The organism is Ruegeria sp. Alg231-54 (genome assembly GCF_900143525.1).
GTDB lineage: Bacteria > Pseudomonadota > Alphaproteobacteria > Rhodobacterales > Rhodobacteraceae > Ruegeria.
The window spans coordinates 107,568-124,909 of sequence record NZ_FREZ01000013.1 but is presented as its reverse complement, the minus strand read 5'-3'; the positions used below and the strand labels follow the sequence as shown (position 1 = coordinate 124,909).

Sequence of the window (17,342 nt, the reverse complement as noted above, 5' to 3'; positions counted from 1 at the left end):
GTGTTGATTGAAACAACAACCGTGCGGCAACGCGCGTCGCCTCTTTGCAAAGCAAAGCCGCGACGGGGATTTTCCTCGGTTTGGTGGTCATAGCGCAAGTGAAACACCCGGTCCCATCCCGAACCCGGAAGTTAAGCACTGCCGCGCCAATGGTACTTGGGCTTAAGCCCCGGGAGAGTAGGTCACCGCCAAACCTAGAAAAATCCCCCAATCAAACTTCTCTCTTACGATCAAAAAAACACTACCCGGTCTCAACTAGCCAAATAGGCGGTAGACCAACGCAAGGCCTCAACTAGCGTAAGCAATAGGCCAACGCAAACTGTCGCGGGATGGAGCAGCCCGGTAGCTCGTCAGGCTCATAACCTGAAGGTCGTAGGTTCAAATCCTACTCCCGCAACCAGCGTCGCAGAACGGCCCGAAGCACATCGCTCCGAGGCCGTTTTTGTTTGCCCTAACGCCAGCAATCCTGCCAGTTCGCCAACGAGTTCAATCAAGAGTTTGCCATCGACCGGCAGCAGCCGAATCTCGGACAACAATCCTCGAATGATGGATGTCGCTTCAGTCTTCGTGGACGGGTTGTTCAACGCATTGCTCAAGTCGGCCACCTTTTCTTTGTAGAGATCTGCGAGACCGGGATGCAAAAGAACGGGTCGCTCCTGAGGCGAAGCGGACAGTTCTGCTTCTAACTCTTTCTTGCGGGCTTCGAGATCATCCATCTTCGCCTTCAAACTGGGATGGAAAATAGGCTGCGATCAGTAACTGATGTTCGAAGCAGGCATTTCCTAGTCAATATCCTCCTATAAGTCATAGTTGTTTTGCGCTATTTTTCACACCAATCAGTCAGGGGTTGGAATTCCGCATTTTCGCTTCTGTGACTGCGACAGGAATTGAAACGGCTATCATCGAAAACCCAAAACGAGAGATGTCCCATTGATTTACGGGATCAGAGAAAGAACTCTGCCCGTTCTACTACCCAAACCATTGCGACCAGACTTGCGCACGCAGCAACGACAGCGCGAGAGTTGACCCAGATGCGACCTGGTTGTTTGCGCAGCAACAACACCAAGGGCCAGATCAATAGAACGATGATGACTTGCCCAGCCTCAACTCCAACATTGAAGGCCAGCAAGCTGTGCCAAACGTTCGGAGCATCAACACGTAGAATCTGGTGCAACATGAAGGAGAACCCAAACCCGTGCAGCAACCCAATGCCGGATGTGATGGCAAAAGCCTTCAGGTCGCGGTGTCCTTTTTCTGGCGGCCAAACCGCCATCGCAGCTGCGTAGATTATTGAAAGTGCTATTGCCAACTCGACAGTTGGGATGAACCACTCTCCGCTCGGCGCGAAGCCAAAAAATCCTAAAATCAGTGTTACCGTGTGGCCCAAGGTAAAGCCTGTGACGCGGGCGAGAAGGCTGTGCAAGTTCAAAGCACCGATGATCATGCAAAGTACAAAGAGAACATGATCGGGACCTTCCAAAATGTGCCGAATACCTTCAAGAAAGAAGGTCGAAGCGGCTGCGGTCGCTGATCCGGAAACATCAACCGGCGTATGCATCAGGCCCCGCGCGCGAAACGTCCGAACATCCTGCCCGTTATAGTCGAGGATCAGGTTCGCCGTTTCTTCTTGTCCAGCAAGCCCCGGATCAGAAGTGTAGTGTAAACTGTATGCTCCAACTTTTCCCGTCATAAAGCGCAGATGTACGTCAACCATCACCTCGCCAACATAAATCTCCTCGCTTGTTGGAAACACATCTCTTTGCGTAAGTGCCGCGCGTGCCTCATTGAGCGTGGCAAATCCAGGTTCTTGCCCCAACGGGTGTAGTTTTATCGAAACGATTTCTGCTGCTTGTCGGTGACCGACGATAGATAGCACAAAGCCTTTTTCGGCAATACGAGCCAGGCCGGTTGGATTTTTGTGAAATGCGACCTGATCCAAGTAGTGCATCAGCACACTGTTTTCGATCTGATTGTATGTGTACGGAGCCGGTGCAGGCAAACCGTCCGGGCCTTCGGGACCGACGAGCTCCGCAACCAAATACGGCATCGGAAGGCGCAAATAGACATCTAAGCCATCTTCCGAATGGGCCACATGATGAATGCGGACATTCTGGTTTAGATTGAAATGCGCCTCTGCTCTGTCAGCAGTCAAAAAGATCACTGCAAAAAAGAATGTGGCAAAAAACAACCTAACCACAAACACAGAATTATCCTCCTGTTTTGGCGCTGATAATCGTCAGGTCATCAAGCATCCAATGGTCGCCATGCCGCGAAACGTCTAGCAAGCCGCGATAAGAAACCGTTTGCCTATGTACGTGCCCCCAATGACCGCCGCTTACACGGGCAGTCCAATTGGCGAGAACCTGATGCTGATTTCTTTCTTCGCCAGGCGCAAAGCTCTCGACGTTCAGGTCTGAAATCGCTTCGACACGAGCCATGGCCCCAGAGGGCAAGGTAACTGACAAGCCACGATGTATCTCCGCTTGAACCTTGTCGCGATTAAGTGCTTCGACATATGGCTCCATCGCCGCTACGGCATTATCATCTCGCGTCTCAAGCATCGTGGTTCCGATGTTGGTCAACAGCCCTCCCACGATTTGACGTGTCGCAATCTCATTTGGCTCAGGTGTTGTCGACAAGTTGTTCAGCGAATACGTGACAATCGCAGCGGCACCGAACGCTCCGGTCAGGCCAAGCAAGATCAGACGCTGACCGTTTGTACGCTGCAACGAATAATAGGCGCATACCAAACACAGAAAACCCAAGCCGAACGAAATCGATGGCACCTGTGTAACACCCGCGACTTTAACGACGACCGGGCTCGTTTTTGGGTTTTTCCAAGTTGTCAGGTGATTGTTCCAACTCACAGCTGAATCGGATGCATAAATCTGCGAGGGGATCGCCCCTGCCGGATCGGAGAGGGTTATCGGAATGACATCCAGCCCATCTGGGAAAAGCTCCCATGCCAAATCGACTCGGTGCGGCAAGGTTGCAACCGGATAGGAAAGGACAACACCCAATAGCATCGTCTTTCGGTCTGCCTCCGCTTCATCCGGAAGAACACGCAAGCCTTCGGCCCCAACTTCGATACGTGAAACCTGTACCGTTTCCGGTTTCACCGGCTTGCCGTCTACGGCTAGCGGGTTTCTAGTCGCAAGAAAGTCCGATACGCCAGACTTGATCCTGGCGACATCATCTGGAGTTAATCGCTCCGCGCCTTCAAAGTCCAAACCCGCCCAAGTTTCGAAGTCTGTCAAACGCAAAATGATCTCATGCCGGACGACACGCGGTTCCATGGCTAGGAAAGACATCATCGGAGACTTGTGGTGGCGGGTGAGATTTGGGTTCTCAAATTTGCTAAACCAAGGATCATCCCAATCTGGCAGCATTGTCTCAGCTTGAGAAAGGTAACGATAGTCTGTCACCGGAACACCCAAGTGCTCGGCCACAACGCCAAGTGAAGCCAATGGAATCCCGTCTGTGCTTAACGGAGGAATGAACGTGATCCGTTCAGGCTTGCCATTAAACGGAAACTCCATGTCCACGTAGACGACATTTTCGCTGCGCGGTCGTGGTCGATACTGAGCGCTCGCTGCTGTTTGCCGGGAAATCCTGGGTCGCACATCAACCGTATTCGTTGTGCTGATGAGTTCCTCGTCGTCTGCCCAAACCTGAAAGTTCTGACCTGTACGCTCGGCCAGCGACGTACCCGTACCGTCATCTGGAATGACAAATATGGGATAGTCACTCAGATCGACCTCAAGGATCACCCGCACATGATCAGGCTGCACCGAAAGCTCAACAAAGTTAGGGGCGGTTTCACCGCCATAGGGAGAGACGAGATCAGCAATCGATTGGGTTGCGCCAAACGCAAGGCTCGCAAGCGACGAGCCCACCCAAACCCATGTCTTGCTGCATTCGCCAATCTTAGAAATGAAACGCGACAGCAGCATAGATTCCATTCTGGTCCACATCATAGGCAAACTCCCCACTCGAACGGTCAGTGGAAAAGTCAATTCCATAGAACTGATAGCCAAACCGCAGGGACGTGTTCTCCCAACCTTTCCAGTCGAAGCCAGCCAAAAGCAAGTATTGCAGGTCATCGCCATTCACGCCGAAACCACTCAGTTCGGCACGGCTGGCGAAACTCCATTTGTCGTTGATTTCCATGATATAGCGAAGTGCGATCATTGGCTCGAACCATTCTTCTGTCCCACCCAACGTCATACCTGGGCCGGGGCCCGAAAGGTCGATCTCTTGCTTAAGCCGGTTCCATTGAACGCCAATAGCGGCGTCTGCTGCATAGCGTCGACCCGAAGCATTGACCCCGTTCGCAAACCGGTAGGCTCCCTGAATATTGAAAAAGGTTTGCCGGACATCGACATCGACGTCTACCCGTCCGCCTGGCAGGGTTCCGTCTTCGCCAAGCCTAATATAGTAGACCTCCGAAATGATCCCGAAGTCGCCGTTCCAGCCTTCGTAGCGTACGGAAGCTGCACCTTGCAGAACGTCCAGCACCTCGCTCAGGCTCAGGTCCAGATCGACGCTTGTTCCATCTATAGTTGATGTGCCCGTGGTGCTGAGCGGAAGGAACAGATAAGGGGTGATCGAGTGCCGCCAACCACCTTCATCACTCTCGGATCTGGCAAGAGATTGAGCACTTACGGATTGCCCAATCGTGAATGCCACTGCAATCGCCATGGACAAGTGTCGTATGATCTTCGAACTGGTATTCATGCTACGGGTCCGATCCATTACGCAAGCGACCGGCGCACCCAAATGCGCTGCGCCGGCCCAAACAAATGTTCAATTGTCAGCCGGATAGGTAAATTCTTTACCCAGTACCTCTGAAGCTTCCTCATAGATCGGGCGAAGCACATCGTCGACGTCCCAGAAACCAGAGTTTGTGAAGTCGGAATATCTCATTGCCTCGATGGGCACCCCGGATTCTTCAGAGTACGCGACGCGGTCCTCGTCATTGGGGAGTTCAGCAGGAGCGGCCGAAGGGGGTGCCCAAGTGCGCTCCTCTGTCACCGCCATGCGCACCGTAATCTCATCCTTCGTGACGTTCCACACCATGAAATCGTCCGCAAGGCTCAGAGGTCCGTCGTAGGTCTGCCTAATGCGCTCATAGACGTTGGTGCTTGTGTCGAAGTCGTTGAAGAAGTGATAGGCAACAGCAATGCGCGGTTTCACCTCGTTCATAATCTTCCCAAAAGCTTCAGGCGCAGTATGAACCTGAGTACCGACAAGCAAGGCGGACTCGGGAGTGAAATTCATCTTTGCAACCAGATCAGGTACCGCCACAAAGCACTCGTGGATAGCGATGTCCGCGTCCTTTGCGTATTCGATGAACCACTTGTTGGGGTAAGAATCTGAACTGAAGACGAACTTCAGATTGTTCCACTCCAATGAGTAACTGACTGGACCGTCGAGCGAATGGATCGCTGGAAAAGAACGGATCACAACACCGTTCTCTTCGTACACGATTTCGTTCTCGCCCCTATAGTCGAACTCGTTCACCTCCATGGTGAATCCGCGGAAATCAATCAGTCCTGCACGGCCCGACAGGTCCCAGGTCAGCATCTTTTGCATGTGCTCCATCGCATATGCCGTGCCCAGTTCTTCGACCGGCCCGCTTGGGCCCCATACACGCAGCGGAACGTTCCGCCCCATAAGTGCGCCACCAATGAAGAGGTCGTGTAGAGCTCCGAAATGGTCCGTGTGCAAGTGTCCGATGAATACCTTGTCGAGATAATTGTAGGGTATTTGCAGTGATGAGATCCGCTCTGCCGATCCAGAGCCGATGTCAAAGAGGAACTTGTCGCCGTTGCCAAGCTCCACAAGGAAGCACGCCGCGGCCTGCGCTGCGCGCGTTGTCGGCATACCCGTTCCGCAGGCGATGACCCGCATTTCGTCCGCGGTCAAATCTTCGGAGTTGGGGTAATAGACATCGCGTGGCCGGTTACGCACCATTGTTGGTGACACTTCCAGTTCATCCTTACCGGTTTCCTGCGCTTGGGCGGTGCCGAAGATCCCGACATTTTGTGAAGTTTCATGTTGCAGGGCGCTCAACAAAGCTACACTTAAACCGCCAACCAGAACACCGAGAATTATTGCATGTTGCGTCTTCATTTTTCACCCCCCAAAATTGGCAACAGAATTGTGTGTACCAAGTTATACGGAAAAAAGTTAGCATAACTGTACGATATCGTCTAGCCGATGCCGTATGGTTGAGAGTGACCTATGTCAGATTTAAAAAAAGTTTCGCGAGGGTTCTCAAGGAAAGACTGGCTTGAAGCTGCTCTTGAGATGATGGGGGAAGGCAGTCTTGCGGACTTAACAATCGAGAAGTTATCCAAACGCCTAAAGGTCGCAAAAAGCGGATTCTACTGGCACTTTGGCAATCGTCAGGCACTGCTGGATGAGCTGCTAGAATACTGGGCTGAAGATCTTACGGCAAACCTAACTCAAGACCGTAATCTTCTCTCGCTCGATCCTAAAGATCGCTTAACAGAAGCATCAAAGGCTATTCTTCGCTTCGACTTAGCAAGGCACGACTTAGCCATTCGACATGCTGCCGAAAAGGAAGAAAAAATTGCGGAAATTGTGCAAAGAGTTACAGAGGCTCGCCTCGATTTCATAAGACGCGCATTTTCCGAACTCGGGTTTGAGGGCGATGACTTGGAGATGCGGGCTATGCTCTTTGTTGGCTATCACACTTGGGAGCACACGACCTTCAAGGGCGTATCCAAAGAGCGCCGCAGAGAATTAATCAATTTACAAATTGACCTTTTAACAAGCGGACTGCCGACTGAAAAGTAATCGGGAAGGCAAATTGTTTTGTACGCTCTGCTAGTAGGCATTCCAGTGAGTAGAATGTACATTTTTTGCCCTTGGGGTTGAGTCCAGTGGTCCGCTTTGGGCTGCCAGTAGCCTATCCGCACATCGCAAAGAATGATTACTTTGAGCCGACAGCAGGAATTGGCAAATGGTTGTCCATCCCGCCGTAAAATTTGAATTTCAATATAGGTGTTGCCAGATGCATTCTGAAATTGCGATCCTTTCATGAGTCGAATCCGCGCAAATGATTATTTTGCTAGGTTCCTTGTTGGGGGAGATTATCAATGATGCATTCGGAGTCTTATTTTCGAACAGTGGTACTTAGCGCTGGGATTTTTGCGGCCTCGGCCACCATTTTGATTGCGGAAGACCAAGGTCCTTCTGAATGGTCAAGAACCGAACCATACCCTAATCAAACTGTCTATTATCCTGGAACTGAAACCCTTGGTCCTGATGAAATGCGGGTCATCGCCTGTGGAACCGGAATGCCTCAACCACGTCTGAAACAAGCTGCTGCGTGTTTTTTAGTCGAGTTGGGCAATGGTGAAAAATTCATCTTCGACATGGGTGAAGGATCATATGAACGGATCATGGCCCTTGGAATTCCTTTGGACCAGTTGGACAAGGTTTTCTTGGGTCACTTGCACCTCGATCATGCAGGCGACTTTCCGGCGTTCTATTTCACTGGCCCTGTGAATAACCGACTGACGCCTGTTCGTCTTTGGGGACCCGAAGGGATAAAGCCCGAATGGGGCACCAAGGCGTGGGCGGATCACATGATGAAAATGTGGGCGTGGGAAGAAGCAACTCGGGGAGCGGCCGTAGATCCACGTGGACTGCAACTAGAAGTGAACGAATTTGATTGGAAAGCTGTGAACAACGTCATTTTTGACGAAAACGGAGTTCAGGTCAGAACACTACCAGCAATTCACGGTGAACAGGCTGTAAGTTTTCTACTGGAATGGAATGACCTCAAATTTGCCTTTTCTTCCGACACACTTCCGACGCGCTGGTGGAGAGAGCACGCGGACGGTGCGGATCTTGCCATCCACGAGTGCTTTACTCCTCCGGAGTTTATGATTGAGAAATACGGATTTGAACCGTCAGAGGCCATTTTTGTGGGATCGCAAGGGCATACTGCCGCACAAGCATTTGGGAAGATCATGTCTGAAACGGAGCCGCGATTGGCGGTCTGCTATCACTTCCAAAACGATCATGACATTGCTCTGGCCGTCTATTCGGCAATTCGGGAGACATATAGTGGCCCGTTGGACTTGGCGGCTGACTTCATGACATGGAACGTGACGAAAGACGAAATCCGCACCCGCCAAGGTGTACCCAATGAAGAATCTTTCCCAGCACCAGTTCAGATGGCGAAGCAACCACCGGACTCGGCAGCGGAATTCCCGTTTTCTGAATTCGATCTAGAGAGTATGGACCTTGGAGCCGCTGAAGCCACAAACGACATGATCGAAGCTTTCAACGAGCGCTCTGGAAACGATGAGGTAGGGGCTTATACGAGCCTACCGTTCAAGGAATAGCACACAAAAACTCCACGCTGGTCTATTGCCTAGGTTTTATAGGGCCGCCTTGTCCGCTTATTGGTATTTGCAAAGTCCAGTTGCGAATGCCTGCTGGGGGCTGGAAGTTGCCATCGGACCCGCGGCAATCCAACGTCCGCAAAGCAGACTTTGAATCAAGTTGCCGCGAACGACTGCAATGCGGACAGAGCTGCCACCGTTTGAAGATTAGTATTTTGATGTGTCGGCAAAGAAGCCACAACCGCACAATAATCCATAATGCGGTCCAACTAACGCCAAATCCCTGTGGTGAACTGCGCAATGCAGAGGTCAACTCTGCCTTCTCCCTGTTGGACTGGCCGGCGCGTTTGCGCCGGCCTTTTTCTTTTAAATGACGTGCCCCCCTTTTGGTTGTGCTAGGGCATTAATCGCGTATCGGGAAGAGATCTTCTCAGGCTGAAATCGGTCATTTGCTGCGCCATCAAGCGAGACTTCCAAACCGATGACCGCGCTGGGCTCGGAGCAGTCATTCGCCGCACTCGGCATGAACGACTGCTACGCGGACAATGCAGACCGTCACATTCGCGCATTTTGGTGATATTGGGTTTTCGGCGTAAACTCCAAGAAAGTACGGGAGATCGCAATGAAAGTAATCTGCTACATTTGTGCCATGGCATTTGCTGGTGCCGCGTTTGCGCAGGACAACATGGTAGAAGGACGCCCCATGACCTCGGCCGAGATGGGGATCATGCAAGACACCCCTCCAAATCGGACCATCGACATCTCTGCTTGGGACAAAGGTCCGGACAATCGCTGGGCGTTCCAACACATCAGTGAGTTCCTGCACGTAGCAAATATCAGCCGTGGGTCGGGACCAGCCGCGCCGTTGGCGCTCGCTCTGCAAGATCTCTCAGATCTTCAGTTTGACGGGTTAGATGGTCAACCGATGACCGTCGCTGACATGCTGGTCCGGACGTACACCGATGGCTTCTTGGTCATGCAAGACGGCGATATCGTCTTTGAAAAGTACTTCAATGGAATGACCCCTAACACGCGGCACCTTTTGATGTCCGTGTCCAAGTCCGTTACCGGCACGCTGGCAGGAATACTAGTGAATGACGGCCGTCTGAACCCGACGGCGTTGGTAACTGACTATATCCCTGAGATGGAGGGCGCTCCGGGTTTCGGCGATGCGACGGTGCGGCAAGTTCTTGATATGACGACCGCTATCGTCTTCAGCGAGGACTACGCCGACCCTGACGCAGAGGTTGTTGCACACGAAGCCACGACAGCCTGGCGAGGTGAAAGCGCGCCCATGGCCCAAGAAGGGGTCTACGCGTTTGCCACTACTATAGCAAAGGACGCCTCGCGACCGCACGGACAGCAGTTTCACTATGCATCGATCAACACAGATGTTCTCGGTTGGCTAATTGAAAGAGCCTCCGGGCAGCGCTTTGCGGACTACATGAGTGCCGCGATCTGGTCTCAACTTGGAGCTGACCATGATGGGCAAATCACGGTCGACTACAAGGGTGCTGCTGCCGCGAACGGCGGCTTTGTTCTCACTCTGCGTGACCTTGCGAGGTTCTCGCAAATGGTATTGGACGACGGTTTCTACAATGGTCGCCAGATCGTACCGTCTGGGTGGATTGACGATATCCGCTTCAATGGCAACAACGCAGCTTGGCAACCGACAAGCTACTCGAGTATTTGGCCCGACGGCTTCTACAGAAATCAGTGGTATGTAACCAAGGACGACCACGGTTCGTTCTTCGCTGTGGGGGTTAACGGCCAGCACATATGGATTAATCCCACGACACGGTCAGCAATTGTTAAGTTCTCATCGCTTCCGGTTAGCGCGGACAAAGAAAACATCGCTCTCGGCTGGGCCGCTATGGACGCTATTGCACGCTCGTTCGAGAAGTAGCCGTGTAAACTGCTTTTGCCTTCTTCTCGACATAAGCAAGATGACATTTCGAAAGCCCGCTTCGGGCTCTAAGCGGTCATACAAGTGTTTTGAGAGGAACGTCTGCTTTCAGAAAGAATACGCTTTAATCACGCATTTTAACTGCGTTCGACAACAGCGGTTGCGTCCTCCCGCAACCAAAAATACTACATGATTGCAACGTAATAGCGCCCCAAGGGGCGCTATTACGTTTGGGTCATGAATGCATGGTGCTACGGCGGTGCTACGCCATACAGCAAACAACAGTATCGTCAGTGACGCCGAATCTTTCCCCAGTAAAGAAACCAAAAAGCGCGGCAAAGGTCATTTCATCCCGAATGGCCCTCTTTTCCTTTTGGGGGTTCGCCCCAACTGCGATGCCGCCTTTGGCATTTGCTGCCGCCTTCCGGACTTGTTCCACGGTCATGTCGGGAAATTTGCCCAGCGACAGCCGTTCGGGTCTCGCTTCGATCCGTTTGCAGAGATAAAAGCTTTTCGATCCTGCGCCCGTTACAGCCAGTATGTGACCTGCTTCGCGTTTGTCGTAATATGAGTCCCGCGATCCCTTATTGGCAGATCGAGCTTTCAGAAGGGCGGCTTTGATGAAGTTCAAGCGGTGTCTGGTCACGGAGTATCCCCGAGTTATCTTGGTGCTACCGAAAGTCGGCGGTGCTACATTGTAGAGCAATTTTGGAAAATGTAGCGAGTTTACTAGGTAAGAAAATTATGAGGTAACATATTGAAAGACAGCAAAGAAATACCTTCAGCAACTACATCTATAAAGAGTCCACGAGGCTCACAACCTGAAGGTCGTAGGTTCAAGTCCCACGCCGGAAGCGAATTTTAATATTATTAATCAAATGCTTACGCACTGCATTACGGCGGTGTTTCTATTTGTGCTCTCATCATTGGAAACACTGTGGAAGCAAACCCACCGGCGTACTGCATTCGGTCTGCCTAGATGCCGGTCACCCTACATTCATCAGTGTCCACCCTTAGCGTCCTTTGCCCCCAAATAGGGTCCAAAATGGCGAAATTTTTTATGGCGCAGTTTCGAACACTCACCCACGCTCGCGGCACAGGACATCCTTTTTTTCGGCCAAACCAAGCCAAGCCTTGTCAGGTCATGACGGTTTCAATAGGAAAATTAGGAACCGCGTCAAATTATTGAGCATTTTATGTTGATCTGTCCTGTCCTTCTTTGCGGGGGCTCCGGTACGCGCCTCTGGCCCTTGTCTCGAAAGAGCTACCCGAAGCAATTCGTTCCATTGGTCGGAGAAGAGACCCTGTTTCAGGCATCTGCCCGCCGGTTGTCAGGGGCAAACGCGGAATTGGATTTTGAACCGCCGGTGGTTCTGACCAACTCGGACTTTCGGTTCATCGTCGCGGAACAACTGCAGGCTATCGGAATTGACCCCGGCACGATCATGATTGAGCCTGAGGGCCGCAACACAGCGCCAGCGGTTCTTGCGGCGGCGGTGCATGCTTATGCCAAGAACGAGGCTGCTGTATTGCTGGTTGCCCCTTCCGATCACGTGGTTCCGGATGCAGCTGAATTTCAGGCCGCCGTTGCACGGGGTTTGGAGGCGGTTGCGCAGGGCAAACTGGTGACGTTTGGCATAACCCCGACACATGCGGAAACAGCGTACGGATACCTTGAACTGGCCGCTGGTTCGGGCGGTGACGATGCGCCTGTTCCGTTGAAGAAATTTGTCGAAAAGCCAGACCTCGCCCGTGCGACCGAAATGCTGGAGGCCGGGAATTACAAATGGAACGCAGGGATTTTCCTGTTCCGGGCGTCGGACATCATTGCGGCCTTCCAGGCGCACGCCCCCGATATGATCGAGCCGGTCAAGGCAGCGGTAGAAAAAGCCAAGCAGGATCTGGGGTTCCTGCGTCTCGACCCTGAAAGCTGGGCGCAGGCCGAAGACATTTCGATCGATTATGCCGTGATGGAAAAGGCAACGAACTTGTCGGTTGTGCCCTTCGGCGCCGCATGGTCGGACTTGGGCGGCTGGGACGCCGTATGGCGCGAAAGCGGCCCGGACGCGCAAGGTGTGGTGACCAGTGGGGGGGCAACGGCGATTGATTGCCAGAACACCCTTTTGCGGTCGGACAGCGAACAGCTGGAAATCGTGGGTATCGGGCTGGATAACATCATCGCTGTGGCGATGAACGATGCGGTTCTGGTTGCCGATGCATCGCGGGCGCAAGATGTCAAAAAAGCGGTTAGCGCGCTAAAGGAAAAAGGCGCGCCACAGGCGACGGCGTTCCCTAAGGATCACCGCCCGTGGGGATGGTTCGAAAGCCTGGTGGTCGGAGAGCGATTTCAGGTCAAGCGTATCTATGTGCACCCTGGTGCATCGTTGAGCCTGCAAAGCCATTTCCATCGTTCCGAACATTGGATTGTTGTCGAGGGGACGGCCCGCGTGACAATCGATGATCGTGAGCAATTGGTGACCGAGAACCAATCTGTCTATATCCCTCTTGGGGCAATGCACCGGATGGAAAACCCGGGAACGGTCCCGATGGTCCTGATCGAGGTGCAAACCGGCACGTATTTGGGCGAGGATGATATCGTGCGTTACGAAGATAAATACGCGCGCGGGCAGGGGGCCAAGGGCTGAACTGTGCACCGGGTTCTGTGTGACATTGGTTTGAAAACGCGGCAGGGATTGCAGCCTTGCAAACCTAACTTACCAAGCAAAGCTGATCGTCGGTTTTTGATCCTGTCAAACCGATCAATAAGGTCATTGCCCAGAAGTGCAGAACAAGTGAAAACCGTTTAGTCCGCGCCAAACAAGTCTCGGGTGAACACCTTGTCCGCGACATCTTCAAGTTCCGGGCTATGCCGGTTGGCAACGATCAAGTCGGCTTCGGATTTAAAGGTTTCGAGATCCTGCACGACACGAGAGCGGAAAAACTCATCTTCCTCCAACGTTGGTTCATAAACAATGACCTCGACGCCTTTGGCTTTCAGCCGCTTCATGATGCCTTGAATGGAAGACTGACGAAAATTGTCGCTGCCGACTTTCATGACCAGCCGGTGGATCCCAACGACGCGTGGGCCTTTCATCAGGATTCGATCGGACAAAAAGTCCTTGCGCGTCCGGTTCGCGTCCACGATGGCACGAATAAGGTTTTGCGGAACATGGCTGTAATTGGCCAAAAGCTGTTTGGTATCTTTTGGCAGGCAATACCCCCCATACCCGAAGGACGGATTGTTGTAGTGATCGCCAATTCGGGGATCCAGCGAGACCCCCTCGATGATCTGGCGTGTGTTCATACCGCCAGCCATGGCATAGCTGTCCAGTTCGTTGAAAAAGGCCACTCGCATGGCGAGGTAGGTGTTGGAAAACAGCTTGATCGCTTCGGCTTCATCCGGATCGGTGAACAGGACGTTCACGTCTTTGGTCAGGGCACCCTCAAGCAAAAGCTCGGCAAATACCCTCGCCCGGTCCGAACGTTCGCCAACGATTACGCGGGACGGGTGCAGGTTGTCATAAAGCGCGCGCCCTTCACGCAGGAACTCCGGCGAGAAGATGAAGTTGTCGCTGCCCAGATCGGAGCGCAGCGATTGAATAAACCCCACTGGAATCGTCGATTTGATGATGACGGTGGCCTTGGGGTTAATCGCATTCACCTGCCGGGCGACAGATTCGACACTGGATGTATCGAAGTAGTTGGATTTGGCATCATAATTTGTCGGGGTTGCAACAACGACGAATTCGGCATCTTCGAAGGCCGGTTCCGTAGTTGCCCTGAGCGACAGCGTTCGGTTGGCAAGAAAGTCTTCAAGCTCAGCATCGACGATGGGGCATTGGCCGGAATTGACCATTTGGACCCGCTCTTCAGAAATGTCGATTGCCGTGACATCGTGGTTTTGTGCCATTAGCACCGCGTTGGACAATCCCACATATCCAAGACCTACAACTGCAATCTTCATACCTTTGCCCTCATATTCGCAAGCCGGTGACTACTTCACCTGCTGTATTGCTTGCCGATTGTAAATGCGCATGTGTGCTTCGCACAAAGCATTGCGGTCGAGAAAAACAAAACACCCGCAAGAACTCTGGGCATCGGGCATAGGACATATCAGCCAACGATTCTTACCGGCGGCAATTGCCGGAGTTCCAGGTTTTCTTGTCACCCCCGCGGGCGGCTTGTTAGTCTGTTCCTATTCTGAATAGGAGGGGTTTTATGCTTTTTATTACCAACAGATTTCCGACCCAGAGTATTCGCACCCGCAAAGGACGCCGTTTTACCTTTGATCTGGACAATAACGCACCTTCAAATTCGGTGTTTTACTGTGAAAAAGGCGAGGATGAACACCACACCGAAATTACCAGCAAAGAGCTCTTGCGGCGGGTGCGCGACAGCGATTGCCGTCAGATCCTGTTATACTTGCACGGGTTCAACAACCTGCCCGACGATGTGTTTCAAACAACGGCCGAGCTTCAGCGTCTGTGCGATCAGGCCAAACCCGGTGAAGTGATGGTGTTGCCTCTGATCTGGCCCAGCGACGCCAAGCAGGGGATCGTTCAGAAATACTGGGATGACCAGAAATCCGCGGACCAAAGCGGCTTTTCCTTTGCGCGGGTGCTGGAGCGTTTCCTGGAATGGCGCAACAGTGAGGATAACGAGCCCGAATCTGCCCCCTGCCTGAAACGGATCAACCTGCTGGCGCATTCGATGGGCAATCGGGTTTTGCGCCAGACGTTGATGGAATGGGATCGGTATGATCTGGCGTCGGGCGTGCCGCTGTTGTTTCGCAACACGTTCATGGTTGCCGCAGATGTCGTCAATGAAACCGTGCATGAACATGAGCCCGGTGTGCTGGTCAGCCATGCGTCGCGGAATGTGGTTGTTTATTTCGCATCCGACGATCTCGCGCTGCGGGCCAGCAAGGCAGCAAACCTCAAGAACAAAGTGGCGTCTCGCCGTTTGGGTCATACGGGGCCAGAGAATATCGATCGAACGCCGCATAACATATTTCAGGTCGACTGTGACGATATCAATACGGCCTATGACACCCCCACCGGCCACAAGTATTTTGGTCCGGTTTCGCCGGGCGGCGAGGCAGGCCTGGTGTTCCGGCATATTTTTCAATGCGTCCAATCCGGGCGCGTTTTCCCGGATGATCCGCATCAGCGCTCGGTCATTCTGCGCTGAATCGGGTGTTCGCGATATGTCGGCTTTTCAAATTTGATCGGAAATCCAAATAGTTCACAATCTGGTGTTGCAACCTTCAGAATGATCTGGATGATCAGCACTACCAAGACCGACAAAACCGGTCTGCCGTTCCACGGAACGGTACTAACGAAAAAACGGGGAGATTATAATGATCCTGAAGAACTTGATGATCGCTGCCAGTGCGACCGCATTGATGGCGGGTGCCGCATCGGCGGAAACGCTGCGATGGGCACGTGCTGGTGACGCGCTGACGCTGGATCCGCACTCGCAAAACGAAGGCCCGTCACACACAATACGGCACCAGATGTACGAGCCGCTGATCATTCGCGACGTAACAGGCGCGTTTGAACCTGCGCTGGCGACCGAGTGGGGGCCCAAGGCGGATGACCCGAATGTTTGGGTCTTCAAACTGCGCGAAGGCGTGAAATTCCATGATGGCGCGGATTTCAACGCCGAAGACGTGGTGTTCAGCTTTGAGCGGGCCAAGCAGCCTAATTCGGACATGAAAGAGCTGATCGGCTCGATCACCGAAGTGCGCGCGGTTGACGACTACACCGTCGAGATCGTCACAGACGGTCCGAACCCGATCCTGCCGTCGAACCTGACCAACCTGTTCCTTCTGGACAAGGGCTGGGCCGAGGCGAATAACACGGTCAATGTGCAGGACTTCGAAGGCGGCGAGATCACCTATGCCACCACCAATGCCAACGGTACGGGACCTTATGTTCTTCAAAGCCGCGAGCCCGACGTCAAGACAGTTATGGTGCGCAACGACAACTATTGGGGCATCGACCAGTTCCCCATGGAAGTGACCGAGATTGTCTATACCCCCATCCAGAACGCTGCGACCCGCGTTGCGGCGATGCTGTCGGGTGAGGTGAACTTCCTGCAGGATATGCCGGTGCAAGACATTGACCGCGTCAATGGCGCCGATGGCCTGATGGTCAAGCAAGCCCCGCAGAACCGTGTGATCTTCTTTGGTATGAACCAGGGTGCGGACGATCTCGAAGCAGACAACGTAGACGGCAAGAACCCTCTGGCCGATGTGCGGGTGCGTCAGGCGATGTCGATGGCGATCAACCGTGATGCGATCAAGCAGGTCGTGATGCGCGGCCAATCGCAGCCTGCGGGCATGATCGCACCGCCTTTCGTGAACGGCTGGACCGAAGCGATGGACGGCGAATCCGCCACTAATCTGGAAAAAGCCAAGGAACTGATGGCAGAGGCAGGTTATGCCGATGGCTTCTCGCTCCGGTTGGACTGCCCGAATGATCGATACATCAACGATGAAGGGATCTGTCAGGCGGCCGTTGGGATGCTGGGCCAGATCGGCGTGACCGTGAATCTGGACGCAAAGCCCAAGGCGCAGCACTTCCCGCTGATCACCGATGGCAAGACAGATTTCTACATGCTGGGTTGGGGTGTTCCGACATATGACTCGGAATACATCTTCAACTTCCTTGTCCACGGTCGCGAAGACGACATCGGCACATGGAACGGAACCGGCTATCAGGACGACGCGCTGGACACAAAGATCAAGTCGCTCGCCTCGAACACCGACCTTGATGCCCGGAACGCCGATATCGCCGATATCTGGCGTGTGGTGCAGGATGAGGCGCTTTACATCCCCATTCATCACCAGGTTCTGAACTGGGGTATGGCTGACGGTGTCGGCATCGAAGTGGATGCCGAAGACCAGCCCAAGGTCAAATACTTCACTATCAAATAAGTCAAAACCTTTGACGATCAGACAGGGCGCGATTTTCGCGCCCTGTTTTTTGTTGCGATCTGGGATTTCCTTGCGCATGCGGCAAAAACCAAGAAAACTCGACCACAGAAAC

12 protein-coding genes, 1 tRNA gene and 1 rRNA gene are annotated in these 17,342 nt (G+C 53.0%); 8 read left to right on the top strand and 6 right to left on the bottom strand.

All coding sequences use genetic code 11. From position 1 onward, the window contains the following. Nucleotides 1-79 precede the first annotated feature (79 nt). Both rrf and DHN12_RS19675 read left to right on the top strand, forming a co-directional pair. A 5S ribosomal RNA gene (gene rrf, locus DHN12_RS19680) occupies nt 80-194 on the top strand. 129 nt (nt 195-323) lie between these two features. Beyond that, nucleotides 324-400 (top strand) — tRNA-Met (locus DHN12_RS19675). A 543-nt stretch (nt 401-943) separates the two neighbouring features. Here DHN12_RS19675 and DHN12_RS19670 read toward each other — a convergent pair. From DHN12_RS19670 to gntH (DHN12_RS19655), 4 genes are all read right to left on the bottom strand, one after another. Further along, entirely contained in the window at nt 944-2,152 is a 1,209-nt protein-coding gene (locus DHN12_RS19670) for a HupE/UreJ family protein (protein WP_159090087.1), read from the bottom strand. A 55-nt stretch (nt 2,153-2,207) separates the two neighbouring features. Further along, nucleotides 2,208-3,977: a hypothetical protein gene (locus DHN12_RS19665; RefSeq protein ID WP_159090086.1), complete on the bottom strand. Its 1,770-nt coding sequence runs from the start codon at nt 3,975-3,977 to the stop codon at nt 2,208-2,210. Next, entirely contained in the window at nt 3,928-4,737 is an 810-nt protein-coding gene (locus DHN12_RS19660) for a hypothetical protein (protein ID WP_159090085.1), read from the bottom strand. The genes DHN12_RS19665 and DHN12_RS19660 overlap by 50 nt, the downstream gene beginning before the upstream one ends. Before the next feature lie 69 nt (nt 4,738-4,806). Beyond that, nucleotides 4,807-6,135 (bottom strand): guanitoxin biosynthesis MBL fold metallo-hydrolase GntH, encoded by a 1,329-nt coding sequence (gene gntH / locus DHN12_RS19655; RefSeq protein ID WP_108861699.1) that lies wholly within the window; start codon nt 6,133-6,135, stop codon nt 4,807-4,809. Nucleotides 6,136-6,246: 111 nt separating this feature from the next. Between gntH (DHN12_RS19655) and DHN12_RS19650 the strand changes: the two genes are divergently transcribed. The 3 genes from DHN12_RS19650 (at nt 6,247) to DHN12_RS19640 (ending at nt 10,290) form a co-directional block, all read left to right on the top strand. Then, nucleotides 6,247-6,825 (top strand): TetR/AcrR family transcriptional regulator, encoded by a 579-nt coding sequence (locus tag DHN12_RS19650; RefSeq protein ID WP_058272152.1) that lies wholly within the window; start codon nt 6,247-6,249, stop codon nt 6,823-6,825. Between the two features lie 302 nt (nt 6,826-7,127). Further along, complete coding sequence (gene gntH, locus DHN12_RS19645; protein WP_108861698.1) at nt 7,128-8,384, top strand: guanitoxin biosynthesis MBL fold metallo-hydrolase GntH; 1,257 nt, start codon at nt 7,128-7,130, stop codon at nt 8,382-8,384. Between the two features lie 622 nt (nt 8,385-9,006). Further along, complete coding sequence (locus DHN12_RS19640) at nt 9,007-10,290, top strand: serine hydrolase (RefSeq protein WP_108861697.1); 1,284 nt, start codon at nt 9,007-9,009, stop codon at nt 10,288-10,290. 262 nt (nt 10,291-10,552) lie between these two features. Here DHN12_RS19640 and DHN12_RS19635 read toward each other — a convergent pair whose 3' ends face one another. Next, nucleotides 10,553-10,936, bottom strand: a complete 384-nt coding sequence (locus tag DHN12_RS19635) for an Arm DNA-binding domain-containing protein (protein WP_108861696.1) — start codon at nt 10,934-10,936, stop codon at nt 10,553-10,555. Nucleotides 10,937-11,486: 550 nt separating this feature from the next. Here DHN12_RS19635 and DHN12_RS19630 point away from each other — a divergent pair. After that, nucleotides 11,487-12,935 (top strand): mannose-1-phosphate guanylyltransferase/mannose-6-phosphate isomerase, encoded by a 1,449-nt coding sequence (locus tag DHN12_RS19630; RefSeq protein WP_108861695.1) that lies wholly within the window; start codon nt 11,487-11,489, stop codon nt 12,933-12,935. A gap of 158 nt (nt 12,936-13,093) precedes the next feature. Here DHN12_RS19630 and DHN12_RS19625 read toward each other — a convergent pair whose 3' ends face one another. Then, on the bottom strand, nt 13,094-14,254 hold the full coding sequence (locus tag DHN12_RS19625; RefSeq protein WP_108861694.1) for a nucleotide sugar dehydrogenase: 1,161 nt from the start codon (nt 14,252-14,254) through the stop codon (nt 13,094-13,096). Nucleotides 14,255-14,508: 254 nt separating this feature from the next. Between DHN12_RS19625 and DHN12_RS19620 the strand changes: the two genes are divergently transcribed. Both DHN12_RS19620 and DHN12_RS19615 read left to right on the top strand, forming a co-directional pair. Further along, the gene (locus DHN12_RS19620; RefSeq protein ID WP_108861693.1) at nt 14,509-15,480 is read left to right on the top strand and encodes an alpha/beta hydrolase; all 972 of its coding nucleotides are present in this window, start codon (nt 14,509-14,511) and stop codon (nt 15,478-15,480) included. A 169-nt stretch (nt 15,481-15,649) separates the two neighbouring features. After that, the gene (locus DHN12_RS19615) at nt 15,650-17,230 is read left to right on the top strand and encodes an ABC transporter substrate-binding protein (RefSeq protein ID WP_234416705.1); all 1,581 of its coding nucleotides are present in this window, start codon (nt 15,650-15,652) and stop codon (nt 17,228-17,230) included. Nucleotides 17,231-17,342 lie beyond the last annotated feature (112 nt).

Coding starts and splice junctions, on each gene's coding strand:
- DHN12_RS19665 (WP_159090086.1), bottom strand. CDS start 3,977: ATGATGTGGACCAGAATGGAATCTATGCTGCTGTCGCGTTTCATTTCT.
- DHN12_RS19660 (WP_159090085.1), bottom strand. CDS start 4,737: ATGAATACCAGTTCGAAGATCATACGACACTTGTCCATGGCGATTGCA.
- gntH (WP_108861699.1), bottom strand. CDS start 6,135: ATGAAGACGCAACATGCAATAATTCTCGGTGTTCTGGTTGGCGGTTTA.
- DHN12_RS19650 (WP_058272152.1), top strand. CDS start 6,247: ATGTCAGATTTAAAAAAAGTTTCGCGAGGGTTCTCAAGGAAAGACTGG.
- gntH (WP_108861698.1), top strand. CDS start 7,128: ATGATGCATTCGGAGTCTTATTTTCGAACAGTGGTACTTAGCGCTGGG.
- DHN12_RS19640 (WP_108861697.1), top strand. CDS start 9,007: ATGAAAGTAATCTGCTACATTTGTGCCATGGCATTTGCTGGTGCCGCG.
- DHN12_RS19630 (WP_108861695.1), top strand. CDS start 11,487: ATGTTGATCTGTCCTGTCCTTCTTTGCGGGGGCTCCGGTACGCGCCTC.
- DHN12_RS19625 (WP_108861694.1), bottom strand. CDS start 14,254: ATGAAGATTGCAGTTGTAGGTCTTGGATATGTGGGATTGTCCAACGCG.
- DHN12_RS19620 (WP_108861693.1), top strand. CDS start 14,509: ATGCTTTTTATTACCAACAGATTTCCGACCCAGAGTATTCGCACCCGC.
- DHN12_RS19615 (WP_234416705.1), top strand. CDS start 15,650: ATGATCCTGAAGAACTTGATGATCGCTGCCAGTGCGACCGCATTGATG.